We start from the raw sequence: 19,271 nt of genomic DNA, 5'->3' as shown, positions 1-19,271 counted from the left end.
ACTCTTAATCAACGTGATAGTTAGGGGCTTCCTTCGTGATCTTCACATCATGGACATGCGACTCTCGCACACCCGCAGAAGTAATCTCCACAAAACCGGCCTTCTCATGCAACTGGGTAATGGTTGTGCAGCCACAATAGCCCATCGACGAACGAATGCCGCCACTCAGTTGATGCAAGATACTTAGGACGCTTCCCTTATATGGCACTTGCCCCTCGATTCCCTCGGGGACCAATTTCTCGGCATTGGCAGCACTGATATCTTCTTGGAAGTAGCGATCGGCGGCACCATCGGCCATGGCGCCTAAGGAGCCCATGCCGCGATAACTCTTGTAGGATCGCCCTTGGTATAAAAAGACCTCGCCAGGCGCCTCTTCCGTTCCAGCAAACATACCTCCCATCATCACGCTATTGGCACCGGCGGCCAGGGCTTTCGCAACATCTCCGGAGTAGCGTACTCCGCCATCTGCAATCAATGGAATACCAGTTCCCTTTAGGGCATTGGCAACATTTACCACTGCTGTAATTTGTGGGACGCCGACACCTGCCACAATTCGGGTAGTGCAAATAGAGCCGGGACCAATGCCCACTTTCACACCGTCTGCCCCATGGTCAGCAAGTGCTTTCGCAGCATCGCCAGTCGCAATATTGCCGCCGATGACTTGTACTTGAGGATAGTTCTGCTTGACCCACTTCACCCGATCGAGAACGCCTTGGCTATGGCCATGCGCAGTATCGACCACAATGACATCAACGCCAGCCTTGACCAGCAGCTCAACGCGCTCGTCATTATCGGAACCAACGCCGACAGCAGCGCCAACGCGTAATTTTCCTTCGCTATCTTTAGCGGCGTTCGGATGCTCGGTAGCTTTCAAAATATCTTTCACGGTAACCAAACCACGTAACTCGAAAGCGTCATTGACAACCAATACGCGCTCCAAGCGGTGCTTACTCATGAGTCGTTTAGCATCCTCAAGACTCGCGCCCTCCTTCACAGTGATGAGTCGCTCACGCGGAGTCATCTTTGCTTTTACGGTCGCATCTAAATCTTCTTCAAAACGAAGGTCGCGATTGGTGATAATGCCAACTACCGTTTTCCCCTGAAGTACTGGGAATCCTGAAAATCCATGCTCCCTCGATAAAGCAATCACTTGACGCACGGTCATCTCAGGAGAAATCGTGATTGGGTCGCGTAAGACTCCCGACTCAAAGCGCTTTACCTTGGCCACCTCTTTGGCTTGCTCAGCCGGCTTTAGATTTTTATGAATGATTCCGATACCACCCTCACTTGCCATGGCAATCGCGAGTCTGCCTTCGGTCACTGTATCCATCGCAGCAGATACCAAGGGAATGTTGATCGTAATCTCGCGAGTTAATTGGGTGACCAAGCTGGTGTCACGAGGAAGGACGGCCGAATAAGCCGGCACAAGGAGCACGTCATCAAAGGTCAGTGCTTTTTGTATGAGTCGCATGCAAAACCCCTAGTCGCAAAATCCGATTATAAAGGTTCTGCGTCGAAGGCTCCTTCAGGGCCTGGGTTTTGCTGCCTGGCGGCGCAGCGCTTTCGCTTTTAGAAGGCTGTCTTTGTCCCGATTGGCCTTCTTTCGCCTAGCCGATTTAGGGTCAATCAGTAATGGTGCATAGAGCTCTAAACGGTCCCCGGCATAGAGTGGGCTGTCCCAATCCTTTCGCTTACCAAATACTCCATAACACCCCTTACGGCTAATCGCTGGATCGTCTTGATTGTTAGCGATACCCAAGATTTGAAGCGCCCAACCCACCGTGGGCTTTTGGACATCATGGAATGGAAGGTGATGAATTTCCAGTAATGGCGGATCCTGGCGCGCATCGCATAAAAGTATTTCCATGGATTTAGCTTTAGTGGCCATACAGTTGCTCCGCTCGCTTTACAAAACAGTCCACAAAGGTACTGGCGATATAAGAAAACACCGGACCGATGATCTTATCTAGGATCACGCTTTTAAACTCCCAGTGCAAATTAAACTCAATCTTGCATGCATCTTCACGTAAGGGAATGAAGCGCCACTGCCCAGTGAACTTTTTAAATGGACCATCGACAAACTGCATATCAATCGAATCGGGACGATGGTTTGTGTTCCGAGTATGAAAGAACTGCTCAATGCCTTTGAAGTGGATCTTGATTTTGGCATCAAGCACCGTCTCGGTTTGCTCGTAAATATCCACACCACCGCACCAGGGTAAAAACTCTGGATAGCGCCTAACGTCTGTAACTAGGCTATACATGCGGTCAGCGGATTGACCAATCAAAACCGTCTTATTGACGTCTGCCATAATGAAACTGTGGAACCTATAAAAACTCTAAACCATGAGTATCGTTGATAACAAAAAAGCATTCTTTGATTATTTTATTGAAGAACGCTATGAAGCGGGTCTTGTCCTCGAAGGGTGGGAGGTCAAGGCAATTCGTGCTGGGCGCGCACAAATTAAAGAAGCGTATGTGGTCGTTCGCAATGCTGAAATTTTTCTAATTGGTTCTCATATCAGCCCACTTTCATCGACATCGACTCATATCTATGCTGACCCAACCCGAACACGGAAACTTCTCTTAAATGAGAGCGAGATTCGGAAATTAATCGGCAAGGTTGAGCAACGTGGCTACACCTTGGTCCCCCTCAATTTGCACTTCTCAAAAGGTCGAGTCAAATGTGAAATAGGGCTTGCCCGAGGTAAGAAACAACACGATAAGCGCGAGGCCAGTAAAGAGCGTGATTGGGAGCGCGAGAAGGCCAGAATCGTACGCGGGCAACTCTCTTAAATCATTATTTGCACTATTTAGGTGCATATTTGCACCAAGGCTCTACAATTTTGGCTCGATCCAGTATTGCGGCGTAATACCGTAAGGGGTATGAAAACCCCGTACGACGAAATGTTTGATGAGCATGGCGTGGCGCGACCTCACTATGCCATTTTTCAGCAATGGCTTGCTGAGCAAAGTGATGCGCTCATGGCACTCAAAAGAGCTGAGGCTGAATTGATCTTTCGGCGGGTTGGGATTACCTTTGCGGTCTATGGTGACGACTTGGGGGCTGAGCGCACCATTCCATTTGATCAAGTGCCGCGGATATTCACGGCCCAAGAGTGGTCGACGCTTGAGGCAGGACTGCGGCAACGTGTGACCGCACTCAATCACTTTATCCATGATGTCTATCACGATGAAGCAATTGTTAAAGCGGGAATTATTCCGGGGGAGCAGATTTTTAATAATGCCCAATATCGACCTGAAATGCGCTTCGTGGATGTTCCGCGGAATATTTATGCCCAAATCGCAGGAATTGATATTGTCCGTGCCGGCGCTGGCGAATTCTATGTCTTAGAAGACAATCTACGCGTACCATCGGGCGTATCGTATATGGTCGAAGATCGTAAGATGATGATGCGACTCTTCCCCGATTTATTCCAACGCTATCGGGTTGCTCCCGTTGAGCACTACCCTGACCTTCTTTTGGAATGCCTAAAGTCAGTAAAGCCAGAGGGAGTAAAAAAACCGAACGTGGTGGTGCTCACCCCGGGCATGTTTAACTCCGCCTACTTTGAACACACTTACCTTGCTCAACAAATGGGTGTGGAGCTAGTTGAAGGTAAAGACCTTTTTGTCAAAGATGAAGAAGTGTTTATGCGGACCACCCAAGGTCCCCAGCGAGTCGATGTGATCTATCGACGCATAGATGACGACTTCTTAGACCCTTTAGCATTTCGGTCAGATTCTGCCTTAGGAGTAGCTGGCTTACTTAATGCCTACCGTGCAGGCAATGTCACCTTAGCAAACGCAATTGGCACTGGAATTGCCGACGATAAATCAATTTACCCCTATGTGCCTGAAATGATTGAGTTCTACTTAGGCGAAAAACCCATACTGAATAATGTGCCTACCTATCAATGCCGTAAAGCGGATGATCTGGCTTATACATTGGCTCATCTTCATGAACTCGTAGTCAAAGAAACTCATGGCGCCGGTGGCTATGGCATGTTGGTAGGTCCAGCATCGACCAAAGAGGAAATTGAGCGCTTTCGGGATAACTTAATTAAACACCCTGATCAATATATTGCCCAACCCACTCTATCCCTATCCACCTGCCCAACCTTCGTAGAATCGGGAATTGCACCAAGGCATATTGATCTTCGACCATTTGTGCTGTCTGGCAAAACCATCAAAATGGTTCCCGGGGGACTAACCCGTGTTGCCCTCAAGGAGGGTTCTTTGGTTGTGAACTCCTCACAAGGCGGTGGCACTAAAGATACGTGGGTACTGGAGGATTAATCGATGCTAAGTCGGACTGCTGATTGCCTCTATTGGATGGCTCGCTATACCGAGCGGGCTGAGAATACCGCGCGCATGCTCGATGTGAACTATCAAACCTCTTTACTACCCCAGCCCTCTGAATACCGAGACCAAAGTTGGCGTAAGTTACTCACCATCTCTAAACTTGAGCCTGCATTCCTGGCAAGTCACTCCCAAATGAACCAGGAGTCGATTTTGCGGTTCATGATTGCTGATGCAAATAATCCATCGAGCATTGTGTCTTGCTTGCGCGCTGCTCGAGAGAATGCGCGGGCAATACGCGGACGAATTACCTCTGAACTGTGGGAAACTCAAAACACGACCTGGCTTGAATTAACCCAATTACTCGCCAAACAGGATTATGCAGACCCTAGTAGTCTTTTAGATTGGGTTAAATATCGCTGCCATCTCTCACGTGGTGTCATGCATGGCACCATGCTGAAAAATGAGGCATATTACTTCATGCGAATCGGCACCCTACTAGAGCGCGCCGATAATACTGCTCGCATCCTAGAAACCAAGTACCAAGACCCTGCAAGCTTGCGCCAACTAAAACCCATTCAAGACATCCAAGAGGAAGCGGATTCAGCATTCTTTGATTTCTATCACTGGGCTGCACTGCTGCGTTCCGTATCCGCTTTTGAGATTTATCGGCAGATTTATTCAGATCAAATTACTCCACAAAAGGCTGCAGAGCTCCTGATTTTTAATCAGCAAATGCCGCGCTCATTGCGCTATTGCGTAGGGGATTTGATTGTATTGATGGGAGAAATTCGGAATCAGAATTCTAAAGAGATAGAACGTCTTATTGGCAAACTCCAAGCAGACCTTGATTACTCGGATATTAATGAAGTCTTTCATATTGGGCTTGAAGAATTTACTAAGCAGTTTCTAAAACGCATTAACCATATTGGCGACGAGCTCAGTAATGCGTTCCTCATTCCTCTTGCCGTTGCCTAAGTTGAATCCTATGCACTTACAGATAGAGCACCATACCGAATACCAATATGACAATCCAGTTCGCTATTCGATTCAGGAGTTACGGCTTAGCCCACTCGATAGCAAGGGACAAACGATTGTGAAGTGGCAAATTCAGTCGCCCGTGAAAGCAAAATCCAACCAAGATACTTTTGGGAATACCTGCCAAACTTTAGTGCTCGACACTCCCTATAAATCGATGAGCATTACTGCGAAAGGAGAAATTCATACCCTTGCTTGCCATGAATACCAAGATGATCCGCGTGCGGTATCGCCATACTACCTCTTACAGCCTACTGCGCTGACACAAATATCACAGCCCATGCAATCACACTTTGAGTCAGAGCTTCCCAAAAAACCTGACATTGATTCTGTATTAGCTTTAGCCGATGCAATCCGCTCCAGTATTCGGTATCAAGCAGGCGTCACCACCTTTGCAACGACTGCAGCTCAAGCATTTACCATGCAGGCAGGCGTATGCCAAGATCACAGCCACATTATGTTGAGCCTTTGTCGGTTTGCCAATATTCCTGCGCGTTATGTCAGCGGTTACTTTTTTGCAGAGGAGTCTCCAAACCTAGCGAGTCATGCCTGGGTTGACGTTTGCTTGGATGCAGAACAGGGGCGCTGGGTTAGCATTGATGTGACTCATGCATGCTTGACTGATCAACGGCATATTCGCTTAGCGGTTGGAAGGGATTATTATTCAGCTGCACCCATCAAAGGAATCCGTTCCGGTGGTGGCCAAGAGGAGCTTCGGGCTCGCATTTCCATACAACAAGTGAAAGTGCTTTAACCATGACCTATTGCGTTGCTCTTTGCCTCAATGAAGGCCTCGTATTCTTGGCTGATACTCGGACCAATGCGGGAGTTGATCAAATCGGCACCTTTCGGAAGATGACCATCTTTCATCAAGACCGCGAGCGCTTCTTTGTTCTTATGAGCTCAGGCAATTTAGCCATTACCCAAGCAGTTAAAGAAATACTCCTCCAGGGTGAAATATTTAATGGCATCAATTTGTGGAATGCTAAAAGCTGTCATGAAGCAGCAACAGTCGTTGGTTCAGCTGTAAAAAAAGTACGGGAACGCGATTTTGAGGATCTTCAAAAATCGGGGATTGAGTTTAATTGCAACTTAATTTTTGGCGGTCAAATCGAAGGTGAAAAACCCCGTTTATTCAATATTTATGCAGCCGGTAACTTCATTGAAACCACCCCGGAAACCCCCTATTTTCAAATCGGTGAGTCTAAATACGGCAAACCCATTCTCGATCGAGTGATTCGTTTTAATACCCCACTTAATTTAGCAACTAAATGTGTCCTGATCTCGATGGACTCGACCATCAAAAGTAATATCTCAGTTGGCTTACCACTCGATCTTTTGGTCTATGAGAAAGACTCTTTCAATTTAGATAAGTTAATCACGATTGATGAAGATAATCCCTACTTTGAGATGATGCACCGAATTTGGGGAGAGAAACTTAAAGAAGTAGCGCTCAGTATTCCTGAGCCAAGCTGGAATGGCTCGAAGAGAAGTATTTCCATTCAATCGCCCTCGAAAAAACTCGGCACTGTTCCTGTCCATAAACCAAGAAGTAAATCTTCAAGTCGAGCAAAACGTCCAAAAGGTACAAATAAATAAGGCGGGTTTGCCCGCCTTATCAGCCTGATTGATTTCGAGCTTAAGAACTGTTCTTAGCTAAAAACTCCCAGGTTTGTACGACGCTATCTGGGTTTAGTGAAATTGAGGTGATTCCTTTTTTCACAAGCCACCTGGCAAAGTCTGGGTGATCAGAGGGTCCCTGTCCGCAAATGCCAACATACTTCCCTTGCTTGACGCAGGCATCAATCGACCGCTCAATCATGAACTCCACTGCGGGATCACGCTCATCGAAATCAATGGCCAAGAGCTCCATGCCAGAATCGCGATCAAGCCCTAGAGTTAACTGGGTCATATCGTTTGAGCCAATTGAGAAGCCATCAAAGTACTCTAGGAATTGATCGGCCAAAATGGCATTCGATGGAATCTCGCACATCATGATCAATTTCAAACCGTTAACCCCGCGTTGTAGACCAAACTTAGCCATCATGTCTATTACGCGCTTTGCCTGTGCAATGGTTCGCACAAACGGCACCATGATCTCCACATTATCTAAGCCCATTTCCTCGCGTACTCGCTTCATCGCAGCGCATTCAAGGGCAAATGCCTCGCCAAAATCTTCTGAGACATAACGCGATGCCCCCCGAAAGCCGAGCATGGGGTTTTCTTCATCTGGCTCGTAGCGCGATCCGCCAATCAACTTTTTGTACTCATTGGACTTAAAGTCCGATAATCGGACAATGACTGGCTTGGGATAAAAGGCGGCAGCAATCGTTGCGACCCCTTCGACCAATTTATCCTCATAAAATGCCCGAGGACTTGAATACCCGCGCGCCACACTCTCCACCGCTCGCTTTAGATCGGCATCAATATTGGGATATTCCAATACTGCGCGTGGATGCACGCCAATATAATTATTAATAATGAATTCCAATCGGGCCAGACCAACACCCGCGTTTGGCAGTTGGCAGAAATCAAAGGCCAACTGAGGGTTACCGATATTCATGGTGATCTTGACAGGTATCTCAGGCAAAACACCGCGCTTCACCTCAGTAACCTCGGTTTCAATCAGGCCATCATAAATACGTCCTTCATCACCCTCAGCGCATGAAACGGTAACTACCGCCCCATCTTGTAAGACATCGGTTGCATTACTGCAACCCACAACTGCAGGAACACCAAGTTCACGCGCAATGATGGCCGCATGGCAAGTTCTGCCACCTCGATTAGTGACGATTGCCGAAGCACGCTTCATGACGGGCTCCCAATTTGGGTCGGTCATATCGGCCACCAAAACATCACCGGGCTGAACCCGATCCATTTCGCTGGCATCCCGAATTACCCGTACTGGACCACCACCAATCTTTTGGCCAATGGCTCTACCTGTGGTAATGACTTTTGAATTTCCCTTCAAACGATAGCGCAGCTCTACTTGATCAGCTGCTTGGCTTTTGACGGTCTCAGGTCGTGCCTGAAGAATATAGATCTTGCCATCCTCACCATCTTTACCCCATTCAATATCCATGGGTCGCCCATAGTGCTTCTCAATAATGACTGCATACTTTGCAAGCTCAGTGACATCATCATCGCTAATTGAGAAACGATTGCGTTCTTCTGGGTTCACTTCAACGGTCTGCACACGCTCTGCGGAACCTTGGGGAGCAAACTGCATCTGAATTAACTTTGACCCCAATGATTTCCGAATAATGGCCTTTTTGCCCTTGGCTAAGGTCTCTTTAAAAACATAAAACTCATCGGGATTGACTGCGCCCTGCACCACCGTCTCACCTAAACCATAGCTAGAAGTAATAAAAACCACGCCAGAAAATCCAGACTCGGTATCGAGCGTGAACATCACGCCTGCTGCCCCAAGATCTGAGCGTACCATGCGTTGTACTCCAGCAGAAAGTGCGACATCCGCGTGAGCAAACCCTTTGTGAACGCGATAGGAAATCGCGCGATCGTTATATAGTGATGCAAATACCTCACGGATTTTTTTTAACACCTCATCGATGCCAGAGACATTCAAGAAAGTTTCTTGCTGACCTGCAAATGAGGCGTCGGGTAGATCCTCAGCCGTTGCCGAGGATCGCACCGCAAAAGATCCCTTACCCGATGTATCGAGTTTTTGAAACGCTGCGCGTATGTCAGCCTCTAGCTGAGGTTGGAAGGCAGCGCCCTCGATCCATGAGCGAATCTCAGCACCTGCCTCAGCTAAAGCGCGGACATCATCCACATTGAGCTTAGCAAGCCGCTCTGAAATCTTTTGATCGAGTTGATTGTGTTTTAAGAAATCCCGAAATGCAACCGAGGTTGTGGCAAAACCGGTTGGAACACGGACCCCTGCAGATGCCAACTGTGAAATCATTTCACCCAATGAGGAATTTTTACCACCTACCGACTCGACATCGCCAACACGCAGCTCCTCAAAAGGCAAAACATAGACGTTTTGCTTATTTTGCATAGACATAAAGACTCTCGTAAAGTTAAAAAACTGGCTAAAGCGTTGCTCCTAAAATCGGGCATACTTGAATGAACAATATTGTATTACCTGACCTTAATTTGCCTATTTTTTAATCAATCTTTATCTCATCTAACACCATGACTCTTCTGGCCAATACCGCGCCCCGCATTGTTTATATCGTCTCTGATGGGACGGGTATTACCGCTGAAAACTTTAGTCAATCGATCTTGGCTCAGTTTGAAGCCAGCTTTCGACAGATTCGTATTCCATTTGTCGATACTGTGGATAAAGCACATGACGCGGTATCTCAAATTAATGGCACTGATCCCAAGTATGGTCAAGCAATTGTCTTTACCACCCTGGTAAATCCAGAGGTTAATCAGATTGTTGGAAAAGCCAAGGCATTAGTCCTTGATATGTTTCAAACCTTTGTGGCACCCCTTGAAGAAACTCTGGGAATGCGCTCAACCCACGCAATTAATCGCTTACATCACAACGCCGATACGGATGCGTATAAAAATCGGATTGAAGCAATTAACTATTCTTTAGCCCACGATGATGGCCAGTCCAATCAAAATCTGGTGGATGCCAATGTGATTCTGGTGGGAGTGTCTCGAGTTGGTAAAACACCTACAAGTCTTTACTTAGCCATGCAATATGGATTGAAAGCAGCAAATTACCCATTGATCCCCGAAGACTTTGAACGGGGACGGCTACCCAAGGATTTGCTCTCTCATAAACAAAAGATTTTCGGCTTAACGATCGACCCCGAACGTTTATCAGAAATCCGAAACGAACGCCGACCGGGAAGTAACTATGCCAAATTAGAAAACTGTCGATACGAGATTAATGAAGCCACTGCCATGATGCGGCGCGAGTCCATTCCATGGGTCTCGACCACCAGTAAATCGATTGAAGAAATTGCAACAACAATCCTACAGGCAATTCGCTCTGATAAAACCATACTCGGCTAGGTATGGTTAAGTATTAAATTGCCCTCGCACGCGCAAGGTCTCATACAAACATACTGCTGCAGTACTCGCTACATTTAAAGACTCCAGCTTTGGATTTTGAGGAACCCGAATCGAAGTGGCTTGTTGTGAAAGCTCAGGAGAGACCCCTTGCCCCTCATTACCAAATACCCAAGCAACTGGCTTTTGTAGAAGTGCTTGCATAGAATAGAGCGAGCGCTCAGCGGTCATGGCAGTTGCCAACAAAGGCGCCTCAATATTACTGGTCACCTCATCGACACTTTGCGCCTCATAAAAAGTCAAATAGCGATGTGCGCCCATCGCTGCCCGAGTTACTTTAGGCGACCAAATATGAGCAGTTCCAACCGTACACACAATTTGATAGAAATGACATGCTAAAGCCGTGCGCAAAATTGTTCCGACATTACCAGCATCCTGAACAGCATCTAAAACAATGGTGTCGCCCAGTAAGTTCTTGGACGTATTTTTTAGAGGCTCTAGACGAACTAAACCCATGATTTGAGGTGCGTACTCCAGCTCACTAATTGAAGGCCATAAGACCTCATCAACCAACTGGATTTCAGCTTCTGGGCATTGTTCGCAATGCGTGTGAATGATGTGCGCAATTTCAGCATTAGCAAGCGCCCCTTGAGTGATTACGATGCTCTCCAAACGAGGGTCACCTTGCCATACTTGTAATAAATGGATTCCATCCATGACGGCAAGTTGATGCTCCTGGCGAGCCTTCTGACCCTTACTACCTACCTGCTGAAGCTGACGAATTCGCTTGAGCAAGGTATTTTCTTTTGATGAAATAACACCCTTGGGGTTATGCATTAATAAGCTCCCGCACTGGCGCAAATGAGCGCCGATGCTCTAGGCATGGGCCATAGTGCTTCAGAGCTGCAATGTGAGCCTCGGTGGGATAACCCATATGCTGATTAAAGCCATACTGAGGAAATTGCAGATGCAAAATTTGCATTTGTCGATCACGATGTACCTTGGCAAGGATGGATGCTGCTGAGATGGCTGGTTCTTTTGCATCCCCTTGAACAATTGCGCGCGCTGGGATGGGTAATGAAGGGCAACGATTACCATCGATCAGGGCTTCACCTGGCCACTCGCCCATCTGATCAACTAGAGACTGTATTGCGCGTTGCATTGCCAACATGGTCGCTTGCAAGATATTGAACTGATCGATCTCCTGAGGAGATGCTTCGCCAATGCCCCAGGCCTTTGCCTTTGACATAATCTCCGTATAAAGGGTTTCCCGCTTTGCAGGACTTAATTTTTTTGAGTCCTTTAGCCCAACAATCGGTTGCTGAGGATCCAGTACAACTGCTCCAGCAACAACTGCGCCAACCAAAGGGCCGCGCCCCGCTTCATCAACACCGCAAATCCAGATAGTGCTCATGGCCTACCGAACTCGCTCGTGGATGGTTTGTTCAATTGCTTGCGCTACCAGAAGCCCAGTCGGTCGCTTCAGAATCCGATGTAGCTCTTCAAACCGTTTTTGAAGAGCCTGAACTGCCTCCGGATGATTTAACCAATGCATTACTTCGCGAGCCAGGTCTTCGGGCTTAGCAGCATCTTGCAAAAGCTCCGGTACCACGAACTCACCACAGAGAATATTAGGCAAACCCACGTAGGGTAGATATCCCTGACGTTTCATAATCTGTGCGGTTAACCAAGGCACCTTATACGATATAACCATAGGTTTTTTCCAAAGAGCTGCTTGCAAGGTAGCGGTGCCGCTAGCAATTAACACTACGTCAGCGGCAGCCAAAGCCAAATTGGCATCTCCGTCCAATAAGATCAATTGAATACCGGGATGACTGGCAACTAATTGCTGTCGTAAACCCTCAATTGCAGGTCGTAAATGGGGTGCCGCAACAGGAAGAACAAAATGAAGGTTTTGCCCCTTGAATTGGTTTGCCAGAATGGCCATGGTCTCAAAAAATAGTGGGCCGATTAACTCAATCTCTGACTGACGACTGCCGGGTAACACCGCAATCACCACGCCATCAATCTCCAAACTTTTCTTTGCTCCAGCCTGATCCACAATCTCTGGGATCTCGCTAGCTAAAGGGTGACCAACATAGCTTGCTGCAATGCCAGCTTTCTCATAAATCTCGGGTTCGAACGGAAATAAACACAGAACCCGATCGACCGCGCGTACTATTTTGTGAATACGACCACCTCGCCAAGCCCAAATCGATGGCGATACCAAATGAATGGTTGCAATACCTTCCTGCTTTAATCGAGTCTCAACCCCCAAATTAAAATCAGGCGCATCAACCCCCAAAAAGACATCGGGCCGCTCGACCTTTAAGAGGTAATGCAATAACTCAGAGCGTAATCGCAAAATGGCAGGTAATTGCGCTAATGCTTCGACATAGCCCCGCACACTTAAGGTCTCCATCGGCCAGCGCGAGATAAAACCTTCTGCTTGCATGGCCGGCCCACCAATTCCGAATACCTGGAGATCGCGGGTGGATGGTATTTGCTTTAGGGCAGCAAGAGCGGGGGCTGCGATTAAATCCCCAGATGGCTCTCCTGCAACACAAGCCAGGCTCGGCAAAATGAATTACCGGATAATGCCGCGACTAGAGGCGGCTAGAAATTGATGAAATTGCACCAAGGCCTCTTGAGTTTTGGCATCGGTTTGTTTCTTTACCATGGCATCGATAGCGACTTTTGCATCTTCAAAACTCAGTCCATCTTTATACAAAACCTTGTAGGCGTTGCGCAGTTCCATAATGGCCTCGGGCAAATAACCGCGTCGCTTTAAGCCCTCAACATTGATACCATGCGGTCCCGCCTTATCCCCAGCCGCCATGACAAATGGTGGAATATCTTGCACAAGAGCCGAGGCCCCGCCTAACATCGCATGGGCACCAATCCGAACAAACTGATGAACACCGGACATGCCTCCGAGAATTGCCCAATCTCCCACCTCCACATGCCCAGCAATTTGGGCATTACTTGAGAAGATGGTGTGATTACCAATCTGGCAATCGTGCGCAATATGCACATAGGCCATGATCCAGTTGTCATTACCAATCCGAGTAATTCCCTGATCTTGCGCGGTACCCGTATGAATCGTCGTGAACTCCCGAATCGTATTTCGGTCACCAATAATGAGTTGGGTAGGCTCACCGCGGTATTTCATGTCCTGCGGTTCGCCACCAATCGCAGCAAAGTGACCAATTCGATTATCTTGCCCAAGAGTCGTGTGCCCCTCAATGACACTATGCGATCCAATCGAACAACCTGAACCCAAGGAGACATGTGGCCCAATCACGGCATACGGACCAATAACAACGTTATCGGCTAATTGCGCCTTGGGATCAACAATGGCACTTGCGTGAATCGTGGCCATTACGCACTCTTCTTTCGAACTGCGCAGGTAATTGCTGCTTCGGCTGCCAATTCATCTTGGACAGTCGCTTTGACCTGAAACTTATAAATACCAGCCTTACCGCGCTCAAATGTCGCGTGCATGATCAATTGATCACCGGGAAGCACGATCCGTTTAAAGCGAGCGCCATCGATTCCTGCAAAGTAATACACATCTTCGGGATCATGCTCTTCGGAAAATGTTAAGAGTGCTGCCGTTTGAGCTAAAGCTTCAATAATGAGAACGCCTGGCATCACGGGAAAGTCTGGGAAATGGCCTTGAAAGAACGGTTCATTCATCGTGACATTTTTCAATGCTTTGATCGTTTTTCCGGGGTCCAACTCAATGACCCGATCCACCAATAAAAAAGGATACCGATGAGGTAGTAATTTCAAAATCCTGTGAATATCAATCACTGCTTGACTCATAGCGTGTCCATAAAAAGTTACTAATCGGGTTTGGTGACCGAATCTGAAGATTTACTTTCGAGATCCCGAATCCGCTCCCGTATTTTATCCAGTCCGCGCAGAATCGCAGCATTTCGTTCCCAAGCGGAATGGGGCATTGAAGGAAAAACGCCGGTAATATGCGTACCCGGCTCAGTAATGGATCGAATCACTGGGGTACCGCCTGATACGGTTGTTCGGTCTGCGATCTGAAGATGGCCCGCAAAATTTGCATTGCCTCCAATTACGCAGTAATTACCAATGGTCGTGCTACCCGCGATAGCGGCACAACCAGCAATCACGGTATGAATACCAATCACCACATTGTGCGCAATTTGTACTTGGTTATCAATCTTGCAACCATCACCAATCATGGTATTGGCCATCGCTCCCCGATCAATTGTTGTGCAAGCTCCCACTTCAACGTCTTGACCAATGCGCACCCCACCGGTTTGAGGGATTTTGAGCCATTGACCCCCTTGCGATGAAAAATCAGGGGCAAAGCCAAAACCATCCGCTCCGATTACAGCACCACTATGAACAATGCAACGATCGCCAATGACGCAATCGTGATAAATGGTGACATTGGGATAAATGAGGCAATCATCCCCTAAGCTAGCGCCCTCACCAATACTGATTTGACCTAAAAGAACCGTGCGCTCACCCAAAGAAACGCCAGGCCCAATTTGCACAAAGGGCCCAATATGGCATGAGGCAGGAATTTTGGCAGTTTTATCGACGACCGCCATGGGACTAATTCCGGGGGGGTAACTTGATGCGCCTTGCTTTGCAAACCACTGAGCCATCTTGGCAAAGCTGGCGTAAGGATTTTTAGAAACAAAATAGGTCGTCTCAGCAGACTTGGAATGGGCTTTCAAAAACTGGAAGTCCGCATCACTAACGATTAATGCACCCGCACCACTTGCCAGTGCCTGTTGGCGATAGAGGGGATTGGATAGAAAGGAGATCTCGTCAGATTGAGCTCGCTCTAACGGAGCGAGTGAGCGCAGCAATCGGGAACCATCCCCCACCAAGCTAACTTGAAATTGTTCGGCTAGCTCGATGGCGGTTGGCATCTGAATTACTTGAGATTATTTAAGACCCTTATCACCTCATCGGTCACATCAAGTCTCGGATTGAGGTAGGCTGGGGGCTCTTGAAAAATCACATCGATCTTACGCTGTTCAGCCACTTGTCGAATTGCAATATTTGCCTTTTCTGCAATTTTTGCTCGCTCTTCAGCATTACGTTGATTAGCATCATCGTTTAACTCACGATTCTTACGCTGTAACTCTCGATCGAAATCAGCCAGCTCCCTCTGCTTTCGAATTCTCTCCGCTTCAGGCATTACGGCGGCGTCTTTATCTAATTTCTCAGCAGCTGCCTTAATTTTTTGAGCGCCATCCCGAATTTCATTCTGACGCTTTGCAAACTCATTTTGCAAACGCGATTGGGCTGCTTTTGCCATATTGGACTCAACAAAAATCTTTTCGGCATTTACAAAAGCAATGCGAGGCGGGGCATCTTGCGCAAAGGCCACAGCACAAACACCCGTCAAGAATGCAGTAATAACTAATTTAGACACTTTGGTCATTAATCCCTGAATCATCATCATTTTCCTTACGATTAAAACGCTGTACCCACCTGAAACTGCAGTCTTTGGATATTATCCGTCGGCTGTGCATTGATTGGAATACCGTAGCTGAATTTTAACGGGCCCAATGGGGATATCCATGATAAACCCACTCCGTAGGAGTAGCGCAGAACCAAGTTGATGTCCTGGAAGGCATTACCGCCGTCCGCAAAGGTAAAGAGGCGCAAGGTCTTATCTACCCCGGAACCTGGAACCGGGAAGGTATATTCAACATTGGTGACAATCTTAGACTGGCCACCAGTTGGCAAGAAGGTACCCGTGGTGGTATTGAAATACTTTGGTCCAAGCGAACCCGGCGCATACCCCCTCACCGAACCAATACCGCCTACGAAATAGTTCTTGGTAATGGGGTATGGCTTGTTGCCATAACCCTCGCCATAGCCAATCTCTCCATTAAAGGACAGGATATTGCCTTTGGAGAATGAATGGTATTGCTGATATTGGGCATTTAATTGATAGAACAGCAGATTGCCAAGAGGTGTTCCAACTTCTCCCGATAAACGTTGGAGCGATCCTTTGGATGGAATCAGAGCACTATCGCGACCATCGCGTGCCCAGCCAACCGTGATTGGAATGTTATAAGTTTGTAGCCGACTTGGGATGGTCTGACCCCAATCCTGCACATAGGTCTGATAGGGTTGCGGAGTATTTTGAGTCACGTAAATATCGAAAAACTCTAACGCTGTACCAAAAAACACCCGATCCACCTCGGTATAGGGCACTCCAAACTTTAAGTTTGTTCCGAAAGATTTAATTTGATAATCGGGATCGCCGACGTAATACAGTGGCTTATTAGAACGATAGAAAAAGTCAGTGTATCGACTAATACCATCTTCAGTAAAGTAAGGGTCGTACTGTGAAAGTGCTAAGGATTGATTAATCTTGCCGAGCGAGAAATTAAGACCAATACTGGTTCCGGTTCCAAACGCATTTTCTTGATTAATACCGGCGGTCAGGATTAATTTTTCAGTAGAAGAAAATCCGGCACCAATCGAAATCGCACCGGTTGGTTTTTCCTCAACCTTGACGTTCACATCGACCTGATCGGGCGAGCCAGGAACATCGGCGGTGGTAATTTCACTATCCTTCACATAGCCTGTTCGACCAATCCGCTCTTTAGAGATCCGGATCTTTTCACTATCAAACCAGGCGCTCTCAAACTGACGCATTTCACGCCGAATCACCAGATCCCTCGTCTTTGAATTACCCGTAATTTCGACTTTGCGTACATAGACTCGACGCCCCGCATCGATCACCAACGTTATATCTACTTCATTTAAATCGCGTCGGATATCGGGCTGTGGATTGATGACTGCAAAAGCATAGCCATACGAACCAAGTTTCTCAGCAATTGCTTTGGTACTTTCTGCCAACTTTGCCGATGAGAAGGTATCGCCAGCTTTGATGGTCAATAGAGATTGAAACTCCTTTTCCTTACCTAATAACTCCCCGGCCAGACTAATGTTCTTGACGGTAAATTTATTACCTTCACGAATACTGATTGTCAGATAGATATCGCGTTTATCCGGGGTAATGGACACTTGGGTCGATTCGATCACAAACTCAAGATAGCCCCGATTTAGGTAATACGAACGAATAGTCTCAAGATCAGCAGTTAGCTTTTGCTTCGAGTACAAATTATCTTTGGAGTACCACGACAGCCAACCACCGGTTTGCAGCTGCATCTGACTGCGCAAGGTGCTTTCACTAAATACCTTGTTACCAATGAAATTAATTTCCTTAATCTTAGCTACCGGCCCTTCATCAATATTGAAGAAGATCGCTACTTGATTTCGCGCTCCTGGCGTAACCGTTGTAACCACCTCGGCCGCAAACAATCCCTTACTCACATATTGACGCTTGAGCTCCTGCTCCGCTTTATCAATCAAGGCCTTGTCATAAAAACGGGCATCCGCTACCCCGACGCTTCGTAATGATTTGCGAACCACTTCAGGATCAAATTCCTTCATACCCGTGAACTCAATCCGGGAGATCGTGGGGCGCTCATCCACAATCACAATTAGGACGTCGCCCTGCGCCTGAATCTGCACATCCCGAAAGAATCCAGTCGCATATAAGGCTTTAATCGAATCGGCAGCCTTTTCGGGGGTAAAACGCTCACCCACTTGAACGGGGAGATAACTAAATACGGTGCCAGGCTCAACCCGCTGTAAACCTTCAATCCGAATATCTTTAACAACAAATGAGTCCGCAGCAACTGCTGGTTGAGTCAATGCAGCCATGGCTAAAAAGATAGCGCTAAAGCTACCGGCCAAATAGCGCATCAGGCGATTGAGAAATGACGAAAAACGGATCATGAAGACGGAAATAAGCGTTGTAGATCGTTAAATACAGCAAATAATGTGAGTGCAATAATTAATATAAAGCCAAGCCGCTGAAAGACCGCTTGCAACTCAATGGATAAGCGCCTTCCAGTGACTAGTTCCCATGCATCATACATGAGCTGGCCGCCATCCAACATTGGCAAAGGGATAAGGTTTAATAAACCAATACTGATGCTGAGAAGTGCCAGAAAAGAGACGAAGGATTGCCAGCCAAACTGTGCTGATTTACCCGCCATATCGGCAATACTTATTGGACCACTGAGCTGCTTTAGGGAGGTCTCCCCGGTAACTAGACCAATCATCATTCGCGTCGAGACTTTGGTAATCAACCAAACCCGTTCACCCGCATAAATAAGTGAATCAATTGGACCGAGCTGAAGCTCAAACCACGTAGACTGACCATCTGCATCTTTGCCTGGAATTGGCAAAATACCCAAACGAGCAAAGGGGTCGGTATTTGGTGAAAGACGGGGTAATGCATCTCCCTTAAATTCCACGACGTGACGCTTTCCAGACTCTGCCTCAAGCTCTATAGAAAAGCCGCGCTCTGCAGTAATTGCATCCAACAAACGCCAACGCAAATCGTTCCAACTCACAATCGGTATAAATTCGTCATCGCCTGTAGACTTCCACGCCAAAATCTCGTCGCCTTTTTCCATATCTAAGTTGGCTGCTAGGGTTTGTTCGGCCGGCGCTTGAATCTGAGCGGGAAGTTGTGGGACACCATTGATGTATATGAATGCCAACAAGATGACCGCTAATAAGAAGTTGGCAAGCGGACCAGCAGCAACAATGAATGAGCGCTGCCATAAAGGTTGGGTATCAAAGGCGAGCGCTTGCTCCTCTGGTGAAATCTGCTGCTCGGAATCACGCCCATCCAAAAGCTTTACATAACCACCTAAAGGAATCGCAGCAATTACCCACTCCGTTCCAGATTTTGATTTTAGGGTCAGGAGTGGTTTTCCAAAGCCAACTGCAAACCGCAATACTTTGACCCCGCACATGCGAGCGGCAGTGTAATGTCCGAACTCATGAAAACTCACCAAGATACCGATGGTGATTAAGAAATAAAGAAGTGTTGAAATCGCTTCCAT

General features: G+C 47.4%; 19 protein-coding genes. 6 read left to right on the top strand and 13 right to left on the bottom strand.

Annotated elements, in window-relative coordinates; genetic code table 11:
- Window positions 1-4: 4 nt before the first annotated feature.
- The 3 genes from guaB to ICV32_RS03200 are packed head-to-tail and all read right to left on the bottom strand — an operon-like array spanning window position 5 to window position 2,312.
- Complete coding sequence (guaB, locus tag ICV32_RS03210; RefSeq protein WP_215371866.1) at window positions 5-1,471, bottom strand: IMP dehydrogenase; 1,467 nt, start codon at window positions 1,469-1,471, stop codon at window positions 5-7.
- Between the two features lie 54 nt (window positions 1,472-1,525).
- Window positions 1,526-1,888, bottom strand: coding sequence for an RnfH family protein (locus tag ICV32_RS03205; RefSeq protein ID WP_215371864.1), 363 nt, complete (start codon window positions 1,886-1,888; stop codon window positions 1,526-1,528).
- On the bottom strand, window positions 1,878-2,312 hold the full coding sequence (locus ICV32_RS03200) for a type II toxin-antitoxin system RatA family toxin (RefSeq protein WP_215371862.1): 435 nt from the start codon (window positions 2,310-2,312) through the stop codon (window positions 1,878-1,880). Before ICV32_RS03200 ends, ICV32_RS03205 begins: the two co-directional genes overlap by 11 nt.
- A gap of 34 nt (window positions 2,313-2,346) precedes the next feature.
- Here ICV32_RS03200 and smpB point away from each other — a divergent pair, with 34 nt between their 5' ends.
- The 5 genes from smpB (at window position 2,347) to ICV32_RS03175 (ending at window position 6,939) form a co-directional block, all read left to right on the top strand.
- The gene (gene smpB, locus ICV32_RS03195; protein WP_215371861.1) at window positions 2,347-2,796 is read left to right on the top strand and encodes an SsrA-binding protein SmpB; all 450 of its coding nucleotides are present in this window, start codon (window positions 2,347-2,349) and stop codon (window positions 2,794-2,796) included.
- Window positions 2,797-2,886: 90 nt separating this feature from the next.
- Window positions 2,887-4,299 (top strand): circularly permuted type 2 ATP-grasp protein, encoded by a 1,413-nt coding sequence (locus tag ICV32_RS03190; RefSeq protein ID WP_215371859.1) that lies wholly within the window; start codon window positions 2,887-2,889, stop codon window positions 4,297-4,299.
- A gap of 3 nt (window positions 4,300-4,302) precedes the next feature.
- Entirely contained in the window at window positions 4,303-5,280 is a 978-nt protein-coding gene (locus tag ICV32_RS03185; protein WP_215371857.1) for an alpha-E domain-containing protein, read from the top strand.
- A gap of 10 nt (window positions 5,281-5,290) precedes the next feature.
- Window positions 5,291-6,094, top strand: a complete 804-nt coding sequence (locus ICV32_RS03180; RefSeq protein WP_215371855.1) for a transglutaminase family protein — start codon at window positions 5,291-5,293, stop codon at window positions 6,092-6,094.
- A gap of 2 nt (window positions 6,095-6,096) precedes the next feature.
- On the top strand, window positions 6,097-6,939 hold the full coding sequence (locus ICV32_RS03175) for a peptidase (protein ID WP_215371853.1): 843 nt from the start codon (window positions 6,097-6,099) through the stop codon (window positions 6,937-6,939).
- Window positions 6,940-6,979: 40 nt separating this feature from the next.
- Here the strand turns inward: ICV32_RS03175 and ppsA are convergent, their stop codons facing one another.
- The gene (gene ppsA / locus ICV32_RS03170) at window positions 6,980-9,367 is read right to left on the bottom strand and encodes a phosphoenolpyruvate synthase (protein ID WP_215371852.1); all 2,388 of its coding nucleotides are present in this window, start codon (window positions 9,365-9,367) and stop codon (window positions 6,980-6,982) included.
- A 131-nt stretch (window positions 9,368-9,498) separates the two neighbouring features.
- On the opposite strand from ppsA, the gene ICV32_RS03165 reads away from it, so the two are divergent.
- The gene (locus ICV32_RS03165; protein WP_215371850.1) at window positions 9,499-10,335 is read left to right on the top strand and encodes a pyruvate, water dikinase regulatory protein; all 837 of its coding nucleotides are present in this window, start codon (window positions 9,499-9,501) and stop codon (window positions 10,333-10,335) included.
- Window positions 10,336-10,341: 6 nt separating this feature from the next.
- On the opposite strand, the gene ICV32_RS03160 is transcribed toward ICV32_RS03165, so the two are convergent.
- From ICV32_RS03160 to ICV32_RS03120, 9 genes are read right to left on the bottom strand one after another with little or no spacing between them, the layout of a single operon-like run.
- The gene (locus ICV32_RS03160; protein WP_215371849.1) at window positions 10,342-11,169 is read right to left on the bottom strand and encodes an RNA methyltransferase; all 828 of its coding nucleotides are present in this window, start codon (window positions 11,167-11,169) and stop codon (window positions 10,342-10,344) included.
- Window positions 11,162-11,746: a ribonuclease HII gene (rnhB, locus tag ICV32_RS03155; RefSeq protein ID WP_215371848.1), complete on the bottom strand. Its 585-nt coding sequence runs from the start codon at window positions 11,744-11,746 to the stop codon at window positions 11,162-11,164. The genes ICV32_RS03160 and rnhB overlap by 8 nt, the downstream gene beginning before the upstream one ends.
- 3 nt (window positions 11,747-11,749) lie before the next feature.
- Window positions 11,750-12,913, bottom strand: coding sequence for a lipid-A-disaccharide synthase (gene lpxB / locus ICV32_RS03150; RefSeq protein ID WP_215371846.1), 1,164 nt, complete (start codon window positions 12,911-12,913; stop codon window positions 11,750-11,752).
- A 6-nt stretch (window positions 12,914-12,919) separates the two neighbouring features.
- The gene (lpxA, locus tag ICV32_RS03145) at window positions 12,920-13,714 is read right to left on the bottom strand and encodes an acyl-ACP--UDP-N-acetylglucosamine O-acyltransferase (protein ID WP_215371845.1); all 795 of its coding nucleotides are present in this window, start codon (window positions 13,712-13,714) and stop codon (window positions 12,920-12,922) included.
- Window positions 13,714-14,160, bottom strand: a complete 447-nt coding sequence (gene fabZ, locus ICV32_RS03140) for a 3-hydroxyacyl-ACP dehydratase FabZ (protein WP_215371843.1) — start codon at window positions 14,158-14,160, stop codon at window positions 13,714-13,716. Before fabZ ends, lpxA begins: the two co-directional genes overlap by 1 nt.
- 20 nt (window positions 14,161-14,180) lie before the next feature.
- The gene (gene lpxD / locus ICV32_RS03135) at window positions 14,181-15,254 is read right to left on the bottom strand and encodes a UDP-3-O-(3-hydroxymyristoyl)glucosamine N-acyltransferase (protein ID WP_215371842.1); all 1,074 of its coding nucleotides are present in this window, start codon (window positions 15,252-15,254) and stop codon (window positions 14,181-14,183) included.
- 5 nt (window positions 15,255-15,259) lie between these two features.
- Window positions 15,260-15,793 carry an OmpH family outer membrane protein gene (locus ICV32_RS03130; RefSeq protein WP_251371914.1) on the bottom strand — a complete coding sequence of 178 codons (534 nt, stop codon included), beginning with the start codon at window positions 15,791-15,793 and terminating at the stop codon, window positions 15,260-15,262.
- An 11-nt stretch (window positions 15,794-15,804) separates the two neighbouring features.
- Complete coding sequence (bamA, locus tag ICV32_RS03125; RefSeq protein WP_371817068.1) at window positions 15,805-18,150, bottom strand: outer membrane protein assembly factor BamA; 2,346 nt, start codon at window positions 18,148-18,150, stop codon at window positions 15,805-15,807.
- Complete coding sequence (locus tag ICV32_RS03120) at window positions 18,147-19,271, bottom strand: RIP metalloprotease (RefSeq protein WP_215371840.1); 1,125 nt, start codon at window positions 19,269-19,271, stop codon at window positions 18,147-18,149. Before ICV32_RS03120 ends, bamA begins: the two co-directional genes overlap by 4 nt.

Source organism: Polynucleobacter sp. MWH-UH24A, assembly GCF_018687475.1.
In the GTDB taxonomy this organism is placed as follows: domain Bacteria; phylum Pseudomonadota; class Gammaproteobacteria; order Burkholderiales; family Burkholderiaceae; genus Polynucleobacter.
Note: the sequence above shows the minus strand (reverse complement) of the source record. Positions and strands in the feature narration are given on the sequence as shown.